Origin of the sequence: Mycolicibacterium novocastrense (assembly GCF_001499835.1) — a bacterium.
GTDB lineage: Bacteria > Actinomycetota > Actinomycetes > Mycobacteriales > Mycobacteriaceae > Mycobacterium > Mycobacterium novocastrense.
On the sequence record NZ_LQIH01000023.1, the window covers coordinates 89,089 to 105,201 of the forward strand.

Consider the following 16,113-nt stretch of genomic DNA (forward strand, 5'->3'; position numbering starts at 1 on the left):
TGTGCGCGGCGGCTGGATCCGCGTGGAAACACGAGCGTAACGCTTCGGGCGTGTCCGTTCACTTAGTGGAAACGGAACAGAATCACCGGTGAAACGCGAGCCGAAGAGTCTCTTCGGGAGGCCGATCCGATCGGCGCACTTCCCAAGGAGGTTCACACAAAGTGGTTTCAGCCTTACCCCTTGCCCTACCCGATGATGCGTTCGCGCCGTTCGGCCCCGACGGGTTGAGTTCCGGCGACACCGCATGGGTGCTCACCGCCGCGGCGCTGGTTCTGTTCATGACGCCCGGTCTCGCGTTCTTCTACGGTGGGTTGTCGCGCCAGAAGTCGGTTCTGAACATGATGATGATGTCGTTCGGAACCCTCGGCGTCGTCAGCGTCGTCTACGTGCTGTGGGGCTACTCGATGTCGTTCGCGTCGGCGCACACCGGCAACAGCGACATCGCGGGCATCTTCGACAATCCATTCGCGTTGTTCGGGCTGAGCCCACTTCTGGAGACCCTGGAGGTGGACGGCACCACCCTCTACGTCCTGGGCGGATTCGGCTCCGTGCCCGCAATCGTCTGGGCGGGCTTCCAGTTGACCTTCGCGGTCATCACCGTCGCGCTGATCAGCGGCGCGGTGGCCGAGCGGATGAAGTTCGGCACCTGGCTGGTGTTCGGCGCGATCTGGGTGACGGTGGTGTATTTCCCACTCGCTCACATGGTTTGGGGCGGCGGCCTGCTGTCCGGTGCTGAGAACGGCATCGCGGCCAAGATGTTCGGCGTCGACGAAGAAGGCACCGCGAACGTCTCGCCGATCGACTTCGCCGGTGGCACCGTCGTTCACATCAACGCCGGCATGGCCGCACTGGTGCTCGCGATTCTGCTGGGTAAGCGGACCGGCTTCGGCAAGGTCGCCTACCGTCCGCACAACATTCCGTTCGTGATGCTGGGCGCGGCCATCCTGTGGTTCGGCTGGTTCGGCTTCAACGTCGGATCCGAGGGCGCGGCCGACATGCTCGCCGGCCAGGTCTGGGTCAACACCACCGCCGCCACCGCCGCCGCGATGCTGGGCTGGTTGCTGGTGGAGCGCATCCGGGACGGGCATGCGACCAGCGTCGGCGCCGCGTCGGGCGTCGTGGCCGGCCTCGTCGCGATCACACCGGCCTGCGGTTCGCTCTCGCCGATCGGGTCGTTGATCCTGGGTGTCATCGCCGGCGCGCTGTCCGCGCTCGCGGTCGGGTTGAAGTACAAGTTCGGCTACGACGATTCGCTCGACGTCGTCGGTGTTCACCTGGTAGCGGGCTTGTGGGGCACCGTGGGCATCGGCTTGCTGGCGATGGAGACCGGGCTGTTCTACGGCGGTGGCTTCCAGCAGTTGGTCGTTCAGGTGGTGATCGCCTTGGTCGCGGTTATCTTCACTGGCATCATGACGGCGATCATTGCCTTTATCGTCAAGCCATTGGGTTGGCGCGTCACCCCGGAGGATGAAGACACCGGCATCGATGAAACCGAACATGCCGAAACTGCTTACGAGCTCGTCTGATCGGCAACAATTTCCTCGGAAGGGATCGACTACATGAAGCTGATTACTGCGATTGTCAAGCCGTTCACGCTCGAAGACGTCAAAACCGGGCTCGAGCAGACGGGTATCCTCGGGATGACCGTCAGCGAGGTTCAGGGCTACGGCCGCCAGAAGGGACACACCGAGGTCTACCGGGGTGCTGAGTACTCCGTGGATTTCGTGCCGAAGGTGCGTGTCGAGGTCGTGGTCGAGGACTCCGCCGTCGACAAGGTCGTCGATGTCATCGTCCAGGCCGCACGAACCGGGAAGATCGGTGACGGCAAGGTGTGGGTGAGCCCCGTTGACACCGTGGTCCGGGTACGCACCGGAGAGCGTGGAGCCGACGCCCTTTGAGCCTCTTGCAGAGCTGAGAGTTCGTCTCCGTCCGATCGCACACCGTGAGCAGTTTTACAGGGGGAGAGGACGAGATGAGTGAGCCCAGACCCCAGGCCGCCGCCGGCGCCCCTCAATGGGTGGCGCCGGCGGCGGGTTCGTCTCGTCCGGCGACGGACCTCTGCGCCGCGATCAAGCAACTGTTGACAGGCGGTGCCCGCCAACTGGATTCGGCCGCCCTGCGCCACGCACTGCAAGATCTGCACGAATTCTGGCTGACCACCAAGGCCACCGAGATCGGCATCACGCCGACCAGCGGCTTCGCCATCGTCGCGACCGGCGGCCTCGGCCGGGGCGAGTTCGTGCCGCATTCCGATCTTGACCTGATGCTGTTGCACGACAACATGCCGCACGACGTGGTCGGTCAGGTGGCAGAGCTGTTGTGGTATCCGTTGTGGGACGCCAACATTCGCATCGACCACAGTGTGCGGACGGTACCCGAGGCGTTGAAGGTGGCCGGTGAGGACATCTCGGCGGGGTTGGCGATGCTGGAAGCGCGTCACATCGCCGGTGACGCGGACCTGTCCACGCTGCTGATCGGGGGAGCCCGTCGGCAGTGGCGCACCGGAATCGCCTCGCGCTTCGATGAACTCGTCGATCACACCCGGGCGCGATGGCAGCGCAGCGGGGAGATCGCGCACCGGGCCGAACCCGACCTCAAGTGTGGTCGCGGCGGTCTGCGTGACGTGCAACTGCTCAACGCACTGGCGATCGCGCAACTGGCCGACGTGTATCCCAACCACACGTTGGCGTCCCCGCTCGGGTCGCTGGGGCAGGCCCACCTGGCGTTGCTCAACGTACGCACCGAACTGCACAGGGTGGCCGGCCGCGGGCGCGACCTGCTGCTCGCCCAACACGCCGACGAGATCGGTGCGGCTCTGCACATCGGCGACCGCTTCGATCTGGCCCGGATGCTGTCCGACGCCGCGCGCACCATCAGCTTCTACGTCGACGCGGGGATCCGCACGGCAGCCAACGCGCTTCCCCGTCGTGGTTTTGCGGCATTGCGCCGTCCGCCTCGCCGCCCCCTCGACGAGGGGGTCATCGAGTTCGCCGGCGAGGTCATCCTCGCGCGCGACGCCCGTCCCGAACGCGATCCCGGCCTGATCCTGCGGGTGGCCGCCGCGTCGGCGACCACCGGGTTGCCCATGGCGGCCTCGACACTGTCGCGGCTCGCCGAGGCCGCCCCCGAACTCCGCACGCCCTGGCCGCGCCAGGCGCTCAAGGATCTGCTGGTGATGCTGGCCGCCGGACCGTCGGCGGTCGCCACGATCGAGGCGCTGGACCGCACCGGTCTGTGGGGGCGTCTGTTCCCCGAATGGGGTGCGGTTCGCGACCTCCCTCCGCGCGATGTGGTGCACATCTGGACCGTCGACCGGCACCTCGTCGAAACGGTCTCGCGGGCAAGCGCTTTCACCACACGGGTGGCTCGCCCGGACCTTCTGATGCTGGGCGCGCTGTGCCACGACATCGGCAAGGGACGCGGTGGCGATCACAGCGTCATCGGTGCGGAGCTGGCCACTCAGATCGGGACCCGGCTGGGGATGTGGCCGTCGGATGTCGAGATTCTGTCGAAGATCGTCCGCCACCACCTGCTGCTGCCGCACACCGCGACCCGCCGCGACCTTCAGGACCCCAACACGATCTCGGCGGTGGTCGAGACCCTCGACGGTGACCTCGTCCTGCTGGAGTTGCTTCACGTGCTGGCCGAAGCGGACTCGTTGGCGACCGGACCCGGCGTCTGGGGGGACTGGAAGGCCTCGCTCATCGGCGATCTCGCGCACCGCTGCCGGATGGTGATGGCGGGGGAGCCCCTACCGCAACCGGATCCTATTGAGCCGCGGTATCTTTCGCTCGCCAAGCAGGTGGGTGTTCATCTCGAGCTGTCGCCGGGGGACAGCCCGCAGATCTACAACGTGACGGTCATCGCCCCCGACCGCCGGGGCCTGCTGTCCAAGGCGGCGGGCGTGCTCGCGCTGAACTCGTTGCGTGTCCACTCCGCCTCGGTGAACGGTCACGAGGGCTCGGCGATCAACACATTCGTCGTCTCTCCGCATTTCGGGTCCCCACCCGCGCCTGAGGTCCTGCGCCAGCAGTTCATCCTCGCGCTCGAGGGTGAACTCGACGTTCAGGAGGCGCTGGATCGCCGTGAACGCGAGGCAGCGCAACACGGCACGTCGCGCGCCGGCGAGGTACCTGCCGCAGTCCCCATCAACCACGTGACCGCGCCACCACGTGTCCTGTGGTCACAGGGTGCCCGATCAGGGGAACTGGTCGTGCAGATCCGCAGCACCGACCGCGCGGGCCTGCTGGCCAGGTTGACCGCCGTGTTCGAGCGCGACGGCATCGACATCGCGTGGGCGAAGGTCACCACCATGGGCTCCTCGGTGGTCGACCTGTTCGGCATCACCGCCGATGAGGGCGTGCGCGACGAGATCGAACGCGACCTGTATGCGGTGCTGCCCGCGCCGCCGCCCCCGAAACCGGTGTCCGAGGCGAGCTGATCACGCCCGTTTCCGCGGCGCACGCCCTGCTCGGGCGCCCCGCTGCCGGCTCCCATTAGGCTGGACGTCGTGTTTGAATCCCTGTCCGACCGGTTGACCGGGGCCCTGCAGGGCCTGCGCGGCAAAGGGCGGCTGACCGACGCCGATATCGACGCGACCACCCGCGAGATCCGGTTGGCGCTGTTGGAAGCCGACGTGTCGCTGCCCGTCGTACGCGCCTTCGTCAACCGGATCAAGGAGCGTGCCCGCGGCGCCGAGGTGTCCGGTGCGCTCAACCCGGCCCAGCAGGTCGTCAAGATCGTCAACGAGGAACTGATCGGCATCCTCGGCGGTGAGACCCGCCCGCTGGCCTTCGCGAAGACACCGCCGACGGTGATCATGCTGGCCGGTCTTCAGGGTTCGGGTAAGACCACCCTGGCCGGCAAGCTCGCGAGATGGCTTCGTGTACAAGGGCATACGCCGCTGTTGGTGGCCTGCGACCTGCAGCGGCCCGGTGCGGTGAATCAGCTGCAGATCGTCGGCCAGCCCGCCGACGTCGCGGTGTTCGCGCCCCACCCCGGGGTGTCGGCCGACGGCGCACCGGACGCGGCTCCCGGTGATCCGGTCGCGGTCGCGGCCGCCGGCCTGGCCGAGGCCAAGGCCAAGCACTTCGACGTGGTCATCGTCGACACCGCGGGCCGCCTCGGCATCGACGACGAGCTGATGAGCCAGGCCGCCGCCATCAGGCAGGCCGTCGATCCGGACGAAGTGATCTTCGTCCTGGACGCGATGATCGGCCAGGACGCCGTGACCACCGCCGAGGCGTTCCGCGAGGGCGTCGGGTTCACCGGGGTGGTGTTGACCAAGCTCGACGGCGACGCCCGCGGCGGTGCAGCGCTCTCGGTCCGCGAGATCACCGGCGTGCCGATCCTGTTCGCCTCCAGCGGTGAGAAGCTCGAGGACTTCGACGTCTTCCACCCCGACCGGATGGCCAGCCGCATCCTCGGCATGGGCGATGTGCTGTCGTTGATCGAGCAGGCCGAGCAGGTCTTCGACGCCCAGAAAGCCGAAGAGGCCGCAGCCAAGATCGGCAGTGGCGAACTGACGCTGGAGGACTTCCTCGAGCAGATGCTGGCGATCCGCAAGATGGGCCCGATCGGCAACCTGCTGGGCATGCTGCCCGGCGCGGGCCAGATGAAGGATGCGCTGGCCGCCGTCGACGACAAACAGCTCGACCGGCTGCAAGCGATCATCCGCGGTATGACGCCCGAGGAGCGCGCCGACCCCAAGATCATCAACGGGTCGCGCCGGCTGCGCATCGCCAACGGGTCGGGGGTGACCGTCGGCGAGGTCAACCAGCTCGTCGAGCGGTTCTTCGAGGCCCGCAAGATGATGTCGCAGATGGCCGGCCAGATGGGAATGCCATTCGGCCGCAAGAACTCTCGCAAGACCAGCAAGAACAAGAAGAAGAGCGGAAAGAACAAGAAGTCGGGCCGGGGCCCGACTCCGCCGAAGGTGCGGAATCCCCTCGGCGCCGCAATGCCGGGTATGCCCGCGGGTTTCCCCGACCTGTCCGATATGCCCAAGGGTCTCGACGAGCTCCCGCCCGGGCTCGCCGACATCGATCTGTCCAAGCTGAAGTTCCCGGGCCAGAAGTAGCGTGACGCTGCCCGTTCTTCATGTCCGCGGCATCGGACTGCCCGACGAGCAACCGGTGGAGTGGTGGATCGACGGTGGCGTGCTCAGCGCCGAACCGGTCAGCGGCGCAGAGACGGTCTTCGGTGCTGATGGGTATGGCGGCTGGATCCTGCCGGGGCTCGTCGACGCGCACTGCCACGTGGGTCTCGGCGATCACGGCCCGCTCGACAACCTCGACGACTGCATCGAGCAGGCCGCGATCGAACGCGATGTCGGTGCGCTGCTGCTGCGTGATGCCGGTTCCCCGATCGACACCCGCAGTCTCGCCGACCACGACGATCTTCCGGAGATCATCCGCGCGGGCCGCCACCTCGCCAGACCCAAGCGCTATCAGCGCGGGTTCGCGATCGAATTGGACGACGAATCCGCGCTACCCGAGGCGGTGGCCGAGCAGGCGCGGTTCGGCGACGGGTGGGTCAAGCTCGTCGGCGACTGGATCGACCGCGAGGTCGGCGACCTGGCGCCGTTGTGGTCCGACGACGTGCTCAAGGCGGCGATCGACGCCGCGCACGACAACGGCGCCCGCGTGACCGCGCACGTGTTCAGCGAGGACGCGCTGCCGGGGCTGATCAAGGCGGGGATCGACTGCATCGAGCACGGAACCGGCCTGACCGACGACACCATCGACCTGATGGTCGAGTACGGCACCGCGCTGGTGCCGACGCTGATCAACATCGCCAACTTTCCGGGCATCGCCGACGGCGCCGCGAAGTACCCGAAATACGCCAAGCACATGCGGGACCTGCACGAGAAGTGCTATCCGCGCATCGCCGCGGCCAGGGAGGCCGGGGTGCCGATCTATGCGGGCACCGACGCGGGCAGCATGGTCGCGCACGGCCGCATCGCCGACGAGATCGAGGCGCTCACCGGTATCGGGATGACGCCGACGCAAGCCCTGGGCGCGGCGTGCTGGAGCGCCCGCGAGTGGCTCGGCCGGCCGGGCATGGAACACGGCGCACCCGCCGACCTGGTGTGTTACGCCGAGGATCCGCGCAACGGCGCCGCCGTCCTCACCCGCCCGGATCTGGTCATCCTGCGCGGCCGCATCTTTTCCTGAGCTCGCGAGCGACCGCAAAATGCCGTGAACCGGCGGCGTGTCGTGCGCAAACGCGGTCGCTCGCGGAATTTAAGGCTGAGCGAAGCCCCAGTCGAACAGTTTGATCGCCTGACCGTAAAGGTCTCCGTTGCCGTACAGCTGCGCGACCACCAATCGGCGGTTGCCGCGCTGGGCGGCGGCGGCGAACGTGTCGCGAGCCAGGTTGGTGTAGCCGGTCTTGCCGACGAGCGTGCCCGGATACCGCTCGAGCAACTGGTTCTGGTTGGTGATCGTCTTCGGCCCGTTGTCGGTCGGGATCAACGACGACGGCTGGCGCACGATCGCGGCGAACGCGGGATACCGCAGCGCATGGCGATAGATCTGCGCGAGGTCGCTGGCGGTGGTGAACGACTCCATGCCGGGGCCGTCGAGCCCCGACGGCGATGAGGCACGTGTGCTGCGTGCGCCCAGGGACTGCGCCTTGGCGTTCATCTTCGCCACCGCGACGCGGTAACCACCGAGACCGTCGGCCAGAACGTTGGCGGCATCGTTACCCGAGACCAACATCAGCCCGTCGAGCAGTTGGCGCACGGTGTAGGCGCGCCCGGCTTTCACTCCGGCACAAGAGCATTCGACGTCAGCGGCCGCCGGCCTTGCTGCGATCACCGCGTTCAGCGGCAGGTGGTCCAGTACCACCATCGCGAGTAGCGCCTTGATGGTGCTCGCGGGTGCATGGGGCTCATAGGGATTGCGCGAAGCCAGGATTCGACCCGAATCGACGTCAGCGAGCACCCAGGCTTGAGCAGGCCCGTCGGGCAGCGCGACAGCGCCCGACGGTTCGCCTCGCGGCTGGGCCGGGGCGGGTGCGGCTAGGCCGATGGCCAGGGTCGTTGCGCAAGTCAGCGCGATGGCCAACGCAGCCGACATGCTTCGCATGACCGCCGAGCGTATCGGCGGGGTTCGGTGTTCCGGTCTCGGATGCGTTGCGATCGAGCAACTTAACCGGTGATCACAGCGCGCCGATGCTGGCGCCGGGACTCAGCGCGAAACCCCAGTCGAACAAGCTGGACGCCTGATCCCAGTAGGTCGGCTGACCGGGCTTATCCATGCCGTACATCAGCGCGACGACCAACCGGCGCCCGTCGCGCTGGGCGGCGCCGACGAACGTCTTCTGGGCGCGGTCGGTGAACCCGGTCTTCCCGCCGAGCATGCCCGGGTAGCGCTTGAGCAGCTCGTCCTGGTTGACCAGGACTTTGTCGCCGCTCTTGGTGGGGAAGACGGCCGTCGGCGCAGCGGTGATCGAGGCGAACACCGGGTTCGCCATCGCGGCGCGGAAGATGACCGCCAGGTCATGCGGGGACGACCACATATCGATGCCGGGGCCGTCGAGGCCCGACGGTGACGCCGCGTTGGTGCCGTGGGCGCCGAGCAGGGCGGCCTTGGCGTTCATCTTCGTCACGGCGACGTCGTAACCACCGAGCATGGTGGCCAACGTGTTGGCGGCGTCGTTGCCCGACACCAGAAGAATCGCCTCGAGCAGTTGCCGCGTCGTGTAGACCATGCCGGGTGTGACGCCCGCACAGTTGCACTCCACCCGGGTGTCGGCCTCGTTGGCGACCACGGTGGCGTCGAGCGGCAGTTCGTCGAGCACCGTCAGCGCCAGCAGCACCTTGATCGTGCTGGCCGGCGCGTACTGGCCGTACTCGTCGCGCGCGGCCAGCACCGCACCGGTGTCCATGTCGGCGAGCACCCATGCCCGGGCCGGGCCCTCGGGGATCGGTACCGAACCCGACGGTTGGCTGACGCCGACCGGCGCGGCGGTGGCGACGGATGTACCGAAGGCCACCAGGCACAACACAGTGGTCAAGCAGATCAAGAGCTTCCGCATGGGCAGGCAGCCTAGTCGTGTTCAATCGACGCATGTTGAGCCTCGAGGAGATTTCCGACCGCTTCGAAATACAGCAGCTGTTGATCGACTACTCGAGCGCCATCGACCAGAAGCGATTCGACGACCTCGACCGGGTTTTCACGCCGGACGCCTACATCGACTACCGCGTGACCGGCGGCATCGACGGCCGCTTCCCGGAGGTCAAGGCGTGGCTCAAGGACGTGCTGCCCAACTTCCCGGCCTACTACCACATGCTGGGCAACGTCGACATCAGCATCACCGGCGACACCGGCTCGTCCCGCGCGATCTGCTTCAACCCGATGGTGATGGGCGGTGAGGGCCAGATCTACTTCGTCGGGATCTGGTACGTCGACGAATTCGTACGCACCGCCGAGGGCTGGCGCATGAGCAAGCGGGTCGAGGAGAAGTGCTTCGACAAACTCATCTGAGCATGCCCCCGCCGAACCCGATGTCGGCGACGACCGCGTCCGAAGATCCCTCGGTTACATCGACGACGGCCGCGATCAACCCATCAAGCCCGCCTGGAGGGGTGCCCGCAGCGGATTTCTCCCGGTCGGGGCTGTTCTGGCACAATAGGCGGCTGTCTACCGCAGGACCCGTTCTGAGCGATCTTTCGCCGGGCGCTTCTGCGGCGGTCACACGCGCAGGGCAAAACCGGGCCGAGGCAACCCGCTTCGATCGCTGAATTGCCAGCGTGGCAATCACAGGAGAAGACGTAGCACATGGCTGTAAAGATCAAGCTCGCGCGGCTTGGCAAGATCCGCAATCCCCAGTACCGCATCGCCGTCGCCGACGCGCGCACCCGCCGTCAGGGCCGCGCCATCGAGGTGATCGGCCGCTACCACCCGAAGGAAGACCCCAGCCTCATCGAGATCGACTCGGAGCGGGCCCAGTACTGGCTCAGCGTCGGCGCCCAGCCGACCGAACCGGTTCTCGCACTGCTGAAGATCACCGGTGACTGGCAGAAGTTCAAGGGTCTGCCCGGTGCGGAAGGCACGCTGAAGGTCAAGGAGCCCAAGCCCAGCAAGCTGGACCTGTTCAACGCGGCGCTCGCGGAGGCCGAGGGCGGTCCGAGCACCGAGGCGACCCAGCCCAAGAAGAAGAAGGCACCCGCAGCCAAGAAGGCCGCGCAAGCCTCCGATAAGGACTCCGGCAAGGCGTCTGACGAGTCGGATCAGAAGGCCGTCGAGGCCGAGGCCCAGGCCGATCCGGCGCCCGCCAAGGACCAGTCCGAGCCCCCGGCTGAGGGCGAGGACGCCACCGTCGCCGGCGCCACTGAAAGCTGAGTTGGGTCGTGAGTTCTGTCGTCGTCGACGCGGTCGAACACCTGGTGCGCGGAATCGTCGACAACCCGGACGACGTCCGCGTCGACATGGTGACCAGCCGGCGCGGACGCACCGTCGAGGTTCACGTGCACCCGGATGACCTGGGCAAGGTGATCGGACGCGGTGGGCGCACCGCGACCGCGCTGCGCACGCTGGTCGCCGGAATCGGCGGTCGCGGTATCCGCGTCGACGTGGTGGACACCGACCAGTAGCCGGTCAGCATGGACCTCGTGGTCGGGCGCGTCGTCAAAGCGCACGGCATCACCGGTGAAGTGGTGGTGGACGTCCGCACCGACGATCCCGACGCGCGGTTCGCCGCAGGGACGTCGCTGCGCGGGCGCCCCGCCAAGGGCGGCACGGAGCGCCGGTACACGATCGAGTCGGTCCGTCAACACGGTGGCCGTCTGCTGGTCCGGTTCGACGGCGTGGACGACCGCAACGCCGCCGACGCGCTGCGGGGCATCGTGTTCCTCGTCGATTCGCGGGAACTGCCGCCGATCGACGACCCCGACGAGTACTACGACCACCAGCTCGAGGGCCTGCGGGTGCGGACGACGGGCGGCGTCGACGTGGGCACCGTCACCGAGGTGTTGCATACGGCCGCCGGTGAGCTGCTCGCGGTCCACGGTGACGAACGCGAAGTTCTGGTGCCGTTCGTCAGCGCGATCGTGACGTCGGTGTCGTTGGCCGATGAGCTCATCGAAATCGATCCGCCGGAAGGCCTGCTGGAGATCTGACATGCGAATAGACGTCGTCACGATCTTTCCCGCCTACCTCGAACCACTGCGACAGTCGTTGCCCGGCAAGGCCATCGAGTCCGGCCTCGTACAGCTCGAGGTGCACGACCTGCGGCGCTGGACGCACGATGTGCACCGGTCGGTCGACGACGCACCCTACGGCGGGGGACCGGGCATGTTGATGAAGGCGCCGGTGTGGGGTGAGGCGCTCGACGAGATCTGTTCGACCGAAACGCTTCTGGTGGTGCCGACGCCCGCGGGAAGGCTGTTCCGACAGGCCGATGCGGAGCGCTGGGCGGCCGAGCAGCACCTGGTGTTCGCGTGTGGACGCTACGAGGGAATCGATCAGCGCGTCGTTGAGGACGCGGCCCGCCGCATGCGCGTCGAGGAGGTGTCGATCGGTGACTACGTGCTGCCCGGCGGCGAGTCGGCGGCACTGGTGATGATCGAGGCCCTTGTGCGGTTGCTGCCCGATGTTCTCGGCAATCCAGCGTCCCATCAACAGGATTCGCATTCCGAAGGGCTTCTCGAGGGGCCAAGCTACACGCGGCCACCCAGCTGGCGAGGTCTCGACGTGCCCGAGATCCTGCTCTCCGGTGATCATGCCAAGGTCGCCGCCTGGCGTCGCGAGCAAGCTTTGAAGCGCACCCGCGAGCGTCGACCCGACCTGCTCGACTGAGCGCGTCAGGTGACGACTTCGACGACTCCGTTCAGATCCATGATGCCGAGTTCGACGACGAGCGCGGGTTGACGCCGGCCGGCTTCGTCGCGGAATGCCCGCAACGCTCCCGACAGCATCTCGGTCTCGTACGCCTTGTCGGTCAGCACCCGGTCGCCGTAGGCCGCCGCGGCCGCGCCGCAGTCGCGGTGCGCCATACCGATCAACCGCGTCAGCCAGTGCAGGTCCACCGAAATAGCGAGGTTGTCCCAGAATGTCTCGTGCCAGCCGGCGAACGCGGGGGCGACCGCGCCGACGGGTCCGCCGGCGAAGGCGAACTGGCTGTAGTTGTTCTGCCAGCCGCGGCCGGACATGTACTTCCACGTGTTGGTGGTGAACCGGGGGTCGATGCATTTCATCAACATCGCCTCATAGCCCTGGTCGAGCTGAGCCGCGGCATGCGGAGCGGTGGCGACGGCCGCGGCACCGAGGCCGAGCGCACCGAGTGCGGCCCGGCGCGAGATGTGCGGCAGGTGTTCGGCTGGAGTCATCAACGCAGCGTGCCGGATTCTCGCGGCGCGAGGTGCTTTTTCGCGGTTCTCCGCCGACTTTCGAGGACGTGCTACGCCGAAGCTAGATGCGGCCCCCGGGGAACATCGTCTTGACCGCCTGCGTGATCGTGTTGCGTGCGGTGACGTCGTCCGCGGCCTGCATCGATGCGATCGCCATGACGAATCGACGGTCCGCGCCGATCGCTCCGGTGGACCAGTGCACCCAGTTGCCGCCGTTCCAGCAGCAGAACCAGCCCTGCTTGACCGCCACCCGCTCCTCGTAGAGCCCGTCGGGGATGCCGAACCGCTGGGGATACACACCGCCGGGCACCGTGCCGTCGGGCGCCGTCGGAGTCGACCTCGCCAGGTTCGACACGATGACGTCGGCCTTGTCGGGGGGTAGGCCGCCGCCGCCCGACAGCAGCTCTGAGTAGTACCGCACCAGGTCTGCCGTGGTGCTCAAGGTGTTGAACCAGCGGCCGTTGTACGGCGTGCTGGTCGCGCCCAGGCCGTATCGCGCGGTGACCCGCGAAACGATCTCGCTGCCGCCGCCGCGATTCCAGAAGATCTCGGCCGCGCTGTCATCGGATGACCGCAGCATCGCCTCCAACGCCTTGCGGTCCTGCGGCGTGAGCTTGGTCCGTCCCTGCGATTCCTGCAGCAGCAGGTCGTCGGCGATGAACAGCTTGACCACCGAGGCGATCGGCATCGCCTCGTTGTTGCCGTTGGACACGAAAGTCCCGGTATTGCGGTCGAGCACGGCGATCGCGAGGTCGGCGCCGGCCTCGGCGGCCTGCTCGGTGGCCTGGCGTGTGCGAGCGTCGATGCCGCCGAAGGAGGCGGCGGGTTCGTCGGGCGCGGTTTCGGGCAGCGGCGCCAAGCCGCCCTGGGGCGCGATGACGGTCAGATGCGGGCCGGCCGGATGCGGTGGCGTGCCGTGGACCTTCGCCTCGCAGCCAGCAGCGACCACGATCGCAGCGGCGACGAATGCGATCGTCTTGAGAAGCGGAGACGGCCGCCGTTGCATGACCCTCCTCGATTGGCCCAGATAGAGTTTTCCGGGCCCCGCCGCGTTGCTTCGGCCCTGGTGTCAAGCCTAATCACTGGCTACCCCGGGCGCCTGCTTAGGTAACCTCGGCAAGCGCGGACCAGATGACTCGGTGCGATTTCGTGAGAGCAGGTCTCATCTGGCACAATTGAGCAGTTGTCTGTGCAGGACCCGGGAACGGCCAGTTCCGCCCGCTGCGAGATACACCCCGATTCGCCCGATCAGATCGGCTCGGCAGGCCATGTCACGGCATCCTCGTGACAGCAGCGCCCGCAGCCGCCAACCGCAAGGAAGTGTCACCGATGAACACGCTGGACTTCGTCGATCAGACATCACTGCGCGACGACATCCCGGACTTCGGTCCCGGCGACACCGTCAACGTGCACGTCAAGGTCATCGAGGGCTCCAAGGAGCGCATCCAGGTCTTCAAGGGTGTGGTCTTGCGGCGCCAGGGCGGCGGCGTCCGCGAGACATTCACTGTGCGCAAGGAGAGCTACGGCGTCGGCGTCGAACGAACCTTCCCGGTGCACTCGCCCAACATCGACCACATCGACGTCGTGACCCGCGGTGACGTACGTCGTGCCAAGCTGTACTACCTGCGCGAGCTGCGCGGCAAGAAAGCCAAGATCAAGGAAAAGCGCTGACCTCCGGGTCGGCCGCCGGCGCCGGAGCCTGATCCTTGGAGCGCGAGCAGCGCGGGGCTGAGCACGGCGCTGGCTACCCTGATGCGGTGACCGGTTCCCCAGAGCCCGACGAATCATCAGCCGAGCACCAACCCGAGACCGCCGCGCCGGACGGCGAGACGGAAAAGCCCAAGAAAAAGGGCGGCGCACTCCGGGAATTCGCGATCCTCATCTCGATCGCGCTCGTCATCTACTACGTCATGCTGACGTTCGTCGCCCGGCCGTATCTGATTCCGTCGGAGTCGATGGAACCGACCCTGCACGGCTGCCCGGGCTGCACCGGCGACCGGATCATGGTCGACAAGCTGACCTACCGTTTCTCCTCCCCTGAGCCCGGCGACGTCGTCGTGTTCAAGGGCCCGCCGAACTGGAACATCAACTACCGGTCGATTCGCTCGGACAACACCGCGATCCGATGGGTGCAGAACGCGCTGTCGGTCGTCGGATTCGTTCCGCCCGACGAAAACGACCTCGTCAAGCGAATAATCGCGGTGGGCGGCCAGACCGTGGAATGTCGAGCTTCGACCGGATTGACCGTCGACGGTAAGCGGCTCGACGAGCCGTACCTGGACCCCGACACCATGCGGGCCGACCCCGCCATCTACCCGTGCCTGGGTAATGAGTTCGGACCCGTCGAGGTGCCCGAAGGCCGGTTGTGGGTGATGGGGGACAACCGCACCCACTCGGCTGATTCGCGCGCGCACTGCACCAACACCCCGGCCGACGCCCAGAAGGGTCTGCTGTGCACGGGCGATCCGATGGCGGGCACCGTCCCGGTGGACAATGTGATCGGAAAGGCGCGGTTCATCGCGTGGCCCCCTTCCCGCTGGGGTGGCGTGGGCAGCGTGAACCCGCAGACGTAACGCCAGACGCAACTAGGAGAGCTGTTCTTGCCGGCGACATGGCCTCCGCGCACTGTGATCCGGAAGTCCTCGGGGCTGCGCACATTGGAATCTGCGCTCTATCGCAGTGGTCTCGGACCCGTGGCCGGCGTCGATGAGGTCGGCCGCGGTGCGTGTGCGGGTCCCCTTGTCGTCGCCGCCTGCGTCCTGGGTCCCAATCGGTTGGAGAGCCTCTCGGCCCTCGACGATTCAAAGAAGCTGAATGAAAAGGAGCGCGAGCGCCTTTTCCCTTTGATTCGGCGCTACGCCCTTGCCTACCACGTGGTGTTCATCCCGTCGCATGAGGTCGATCGCCGTGGCGTGCACGTGGCCAACATCGAGGGTATGCGCCGTGCGGTCGCGGGCCTGTCCGTGCGACCCGGCTACGTGCTGTCCGACGGATTCCGCGTGCCTGGGTTGCCGGCGCCCTCACTTCCGGTGGTCGGCGGTGATGCGGCCGCGGCGTGTATTGCGGCGGCCAGCGTGCTGGCCAAGGTCAGTCGTGACCGCTTGATGGTGAAGATGGAGGCCGAACACCCGGGCTACGGTTTTGCCGTCCACAAGGGCTACAGCACACCCGCGCACAGCGCTGCGCTGGCCGAGCTGGGGCCCTGTAGTCAACACCGGCACTCGTTCATCAACGTCCGTCGGGTGGCCACCGCCGGAGGGATCAGGGTGGTGACCGAACTGGTTGACTCCTGCCAAGTGGGTCCACCGGATCAATGCGACGAAGCAGGGTAGGGGACAATGGGAGCCAACAAGGGGGCAGCGACCAAGATGAAGGACAGCTGAGCCGATGAGTGCCGAAGATCTCGAGAAATATGAAACCGAGATGGAACTCTCGCTCTACCGCGAGTACAAGGACATCGTCGGCCAGTTCAGTTACGTGGTGGAAACCGAGCGGAGGTTCTACCTCGCCAACAGCGTCGAACTGGTACCGCGCAACTCCGACGGAGAGGTCTACTTCGAGCTTCGGCTGTCCGACGCCTGGGTGTGGGACATGTACCGGCCCGCCCGCTTCGTCAAGCAGGTGCGGGTGATCACTTTCAAAGACGTCAATATCGAAGAGGTCGAGAAGCCCGAGTTGCGGCTGCCGGAGTAGTCGAGAGTTTCCGACCGTGCAACGCGCGTAGAGCCACGAACGTTTGCACCAGTAGTTAGTCATCC

18 protein-coding genes are annotated in these 16,113 nt (G+C 66.8%); 14 read left to right on the top strand and 4 right to left on the bottom strand.

Going from position 1 to position 16,113, the window contains the following annotated elements:
• The first annotated feature begins 161 nt into the window (after nt 1-161).
• The 5 genes from AU072_RS16815 (at nt 162) to AU072_RS16835 (ending at nt 7,175) form a co-directional block, all read left to right on the top strand.
• Nucleotides 162-1,526 (top strand): ammonium transporter, encoded by a 1,365-nt coding sequence (locus AU072_RS16815; RefSeq protein ID WP_064414832.1) that lies wholly within the window; start codon nt 162-164, stop codon nt 1,524-1,526.
• Between the two features lie 33 nt (nt 1,527-1,559).
• Nucleotides 1,560-1,898, top strand: coding sequence for a P-II family nitrogen regulator (locus tag AU072_RS16820; RefSeq protein ID WP_018600748.1), 339 nt, complete (start codon nt 1,560-1,562; stop codon nt 1,896-1,898).
• Nucleotides 1,899-1,972: 74 nt separating this feature from the next.
• Nucleotides 1,973-4,441: a [protein-PII] uridylyltransferase gene (locus tag AU072_RS16825; protein WP_064414833.1), complete on the top strand. Its 2,469-nt coding sequence runs from the start codon at nt 1,973-1,975 to the stop codon at nt 4,439-4,441.
• Nucleotides 4,442-4,510: 69 nt separating this feature from the next.
• Nucleotides 4,511-6,079, top strand: a complete 1,569-nt coding sequence (ffh, locus tag AU072_RS16830) for a signal recognition particle protein (protein WP_064414834.1) — start codon at nt 4,511-4,513, stop codon at nt 6,077-6,079.
• Nucleotides 6,080-6,086: 7 nt separating this feature from the next.
• Nucleotides 6,087-7,175, top strand: a complete 1,089-nt coding sequence (locus AU072_RS16835; RefSeq protein WP_064415017.1) for a metal-dependent hydrolase family protein — start codon at nt 6,087-6,089, stop codon at nt 7,173-7,175.
• 69 nt (nt 7,176-7,244) lie between these two features.
• Here AU072_RS16835 and AU072_RS16840 read toward each other — a convergent pair whose 3' ends face one another.
• Nucleotides 7,245-8,090: a D-alanyl-D-alanine carboxypeptidase family protein gene (locus AU072_RS16840; protein WP_064414835.1), complete on the bottom strand. Its 846-nt coding sequence runs from the start codon at nt 8,088-8,090 to the stop codon at nt 7,245-7,247.
• 73 nt (nt 8,091-8,163) lie between these two features.
• Nucleotides 8,164-9,042: a D-alanyl-D-alanine carboxypeptidase family protein gene (locus AU072_RS16845; protein WP_064414836.1), complete on the bottom strand. Its 879-nt coding sequence runs from the start codon at nt 9,040-9,042 to the stop codon at nt 8,164-8,166.
• Nucleotides 9,043-9,074: 32 nt separating this feature from the next.
• Here AU072_RS16845 and AU072_RS16850 point away from each other — a divergent pair, with 32 nt between their 5' ends.
• The 5 genes from AU072_RS16850 (at nt 9,075) to trmD (ending at nt 11,804) form a co-directional block, all read left to right on the top strand.
• The gene (locus AU072_RS16850) at nt 9,075-9,491 is read left to right on the top strand and encodes a nuclear transport factor 2 family protein (protein WP_064414837.1); all 417 of its coding nucleotides are present in this window, start codon (nt 9,075-9,077) and stop codon (nt 9,489-9,491) included.
• A gap of 294 nt (nt 9,492-9,785) precedes the next feature.
• Nucleotides 9,786-10,349, top strand: a complete 564-nt coding sequence (gene rpsP, locus AU072_RS16855) for a 30S ribosomal protein S16 (protein WP_064414838.1) — start codon at nt 9,786-9,788, stop codon at nt 10,347-10,349.
• Nucleotides 10,350-10,357: 8 nt separating this feature from the next.
• Complete coding sequence (locus AU072_RS16860; protein WP_003881089.1) at nt 10,358-10,600, top strand: RNA-binding protein; 243 nt, start codon at nt 10,358-10,360, stop codon at nt 10,598-10,600.
• 9 nt (nt 10,601-10,609) lie between these two features.
• Nucleotides 10,610-11,125, top strand: coding sequence for a ribosome maturation factor RimM (gene rimM / locus AU072_RS16865; protein ID WP_064414839.1), 516 nt, complete (start codon nt 10,610-10,612; stop codon nt 11,123-11,125).
• 1 nt (nt 11,126) lies between these two features.
• A complete protein-coding gene (gene trmD, locus AU072_RS16870; RefSeq protein ID WP_064414840.1) occupies nt 11,127-11,804 on the top strand; it encodes a tRNA (guanosine(37)-N1)-methyltransferase TrmD in 678 nt (225 codons plus the stop codon).
• A 5-nt stretch (nt 11,805-11,809) separates the two neighbouring features.
• On the opposite strand, the gene AU072_RS16875 is transcribed toward trmD, so the two are convergent.
• Together AU072_RS16875 and AU072_RS16880 are read right to left on the bottom strand one after the other, a co-directional pair.
• Nucleotides 11,810-12,334, bottom strand: a complete 525-nt coding sequence (locus AU072_RS16875) for a hypothetical protein (RefSeq protein WP_064414841.1) — start codon at nt 12,332-12,334, stop codon at nt 11,810-11,812.
• 82 nt (nt 12,335-12,416) lie between these two features.
• The gene (locus AU072_RS16880) at nt 12,417-13,361 is read right to left on the bottom strand and encodes a serine hydrolase (RefSeq protein ID WP_064414842.1); all 945 of its coding nucleotides are present in this window, start codon (nt 13,359-13,361) and stop codon (nt 12,417-12,419) included.
• A gap of 323 nt (nt 13,362-13,684) precedes the next feature.
• Here AU072_RS16880 and rplS point away from each other — a divergent pair, with 323 nt between their 5' ends.
• The 4 genes from rplS to AU072_RS16900 all read left to right on the top strand — a co-directional run bounded on the left by rplS (nt 13,685) and on the right by AU072_RS16900 (nt 16,048).
• Nucleotides 13,685-14,026: a 50S ribosomal protein L19 gene (gene rplS / locus AU072_RS16885; protein WP_064351209.1), complete on the top strand. Its 342-nt coding sequence runs from the start codon at nt 13,685-13,687 to the stop codon at nt 14,024-14,026.
• An 86-nt stretch (nt 14,027-14,112) separates the two neighbouring features.
• On the top strand, nt 14,113-14,928 hold the full coding sequence (lepB, locus tag AU072_RS16890; protein ID WP_064414843.1) for a signal peptidase I: 816 nt from the start codon (nt 14,113-14,115) through the stop codon (nt 14,926-14,928).
• 27 nt (nt 14,929-14,955) lie between these two features.
• Nucleotides 14,956-15,687, top strand: coding sequence for a ribonuclease HII (locus AU072_RS16895; RefSeq protein ID WP_064414844.1), 732 nt, complete (start codon nt 14,956-14,958; stop codon nt 15,685-15,687).
• A 55-nt stretch (nt 15,688-15,742) separates the two neighbouring features.
• Nucleotides 15,743-16,048, top strand: a complete 306-nt coding sequence (locus tag AU072_RS16900; RefSeq protein WP_064414845.1) for a DUF2469 domain-containing protein — start codon at nt 15,743-15,745, stop codon at nt 16,046-16,048.
• Nucleotides 16,049-16,113: the final 65 nt, after the last annotated feature.

Excerpts from the sequence above, each read along its gene's own strand:
- AU072_RS16820 (WP_018600748.1), top strand. The coding sequence starts at position 1,560 with ATGAAGCTGATTACTGCGATTGTCAAGCCGTTCACGCTCGAAGACGTC.
- AU072_RS16850 (WP_064414837.1), top strand. The coding sequence starts at position 9,075 with ATGTTGAGCCTCGAGGAGATTTCCGACCGCTTCGAAATACAGCAGCTG.
- AU072_RS16845 (WP_064414836.1), bottom strand. The coding sequence starts at position 9,042 with ATGCGGAAGCTCTTGATCTGCTTGACCACTGTGTTGTGCCTGGTGGCC.
- AU072_RS16900 (WP_064414845.1), top strand. The coding sequence starts at position 15,743 with ATGAGTGCCGAAGATCTCGAGAAATATGAAACCGAGATGGAACTCTCG.
- AU072_RS16825 (WP_064414833.1), top strand. The coding sequence starts at position 1,973 with ATGAGTGAGCCCAGACCCCAGGCCGCCGCCGGCGCCCCTCAATGGGTG.
- AU072_RS16840 (WP_064414835.1), bottom strand. The coding sequence starts at position 8,090 with ATGCGAAGCATGTCGGCTGCGTTGGCCATCGCGCTGACTTGCGCAACG.
- rpsP (WP_064414838.1), top strand. The coding sequence starts at position 9,786 with ATGGCTGTAAAGATCAAGCTCGCGCGGCTTGGCAAGATCCGCAATCCC.
- AU072_RS16875 (WP_064414841.1), bottom strand. The coding sequence starts at position 12,334 with ATGACTCCAGCCGAACACCTGCCGCACATCTCGCGCCGGGCCGCACTC.
- AU072_RS16880 (WP_064414842.1), bottom strand. The coding sequence starts at position 13,361 with ATGCAACGGCGGCCGTCTCCGCTTCTCAAGACGATCGCATTCGTCGCC.
- rplS (WP_064351209.1), top strand. The coding sequence starts at position 13,685 with ATGAACACGCTGGACTTCGTCGATCAGACATCACTGCGCGACGACATC.
- trmD (WP_064414840.1), top strand. The coding sequence starts at position 11,127 with ATGCGAATAGACGTCGTCACGATCTTTCCCGCCTACCTCGAACCACTG.
- rimM (WP_064414839.1), top strand. The coding sequence starts at position 10,610 with ATGGACCTCGTGGTCGGGCGCGTCGTCAAAGCGCACGGCATCACCGGT.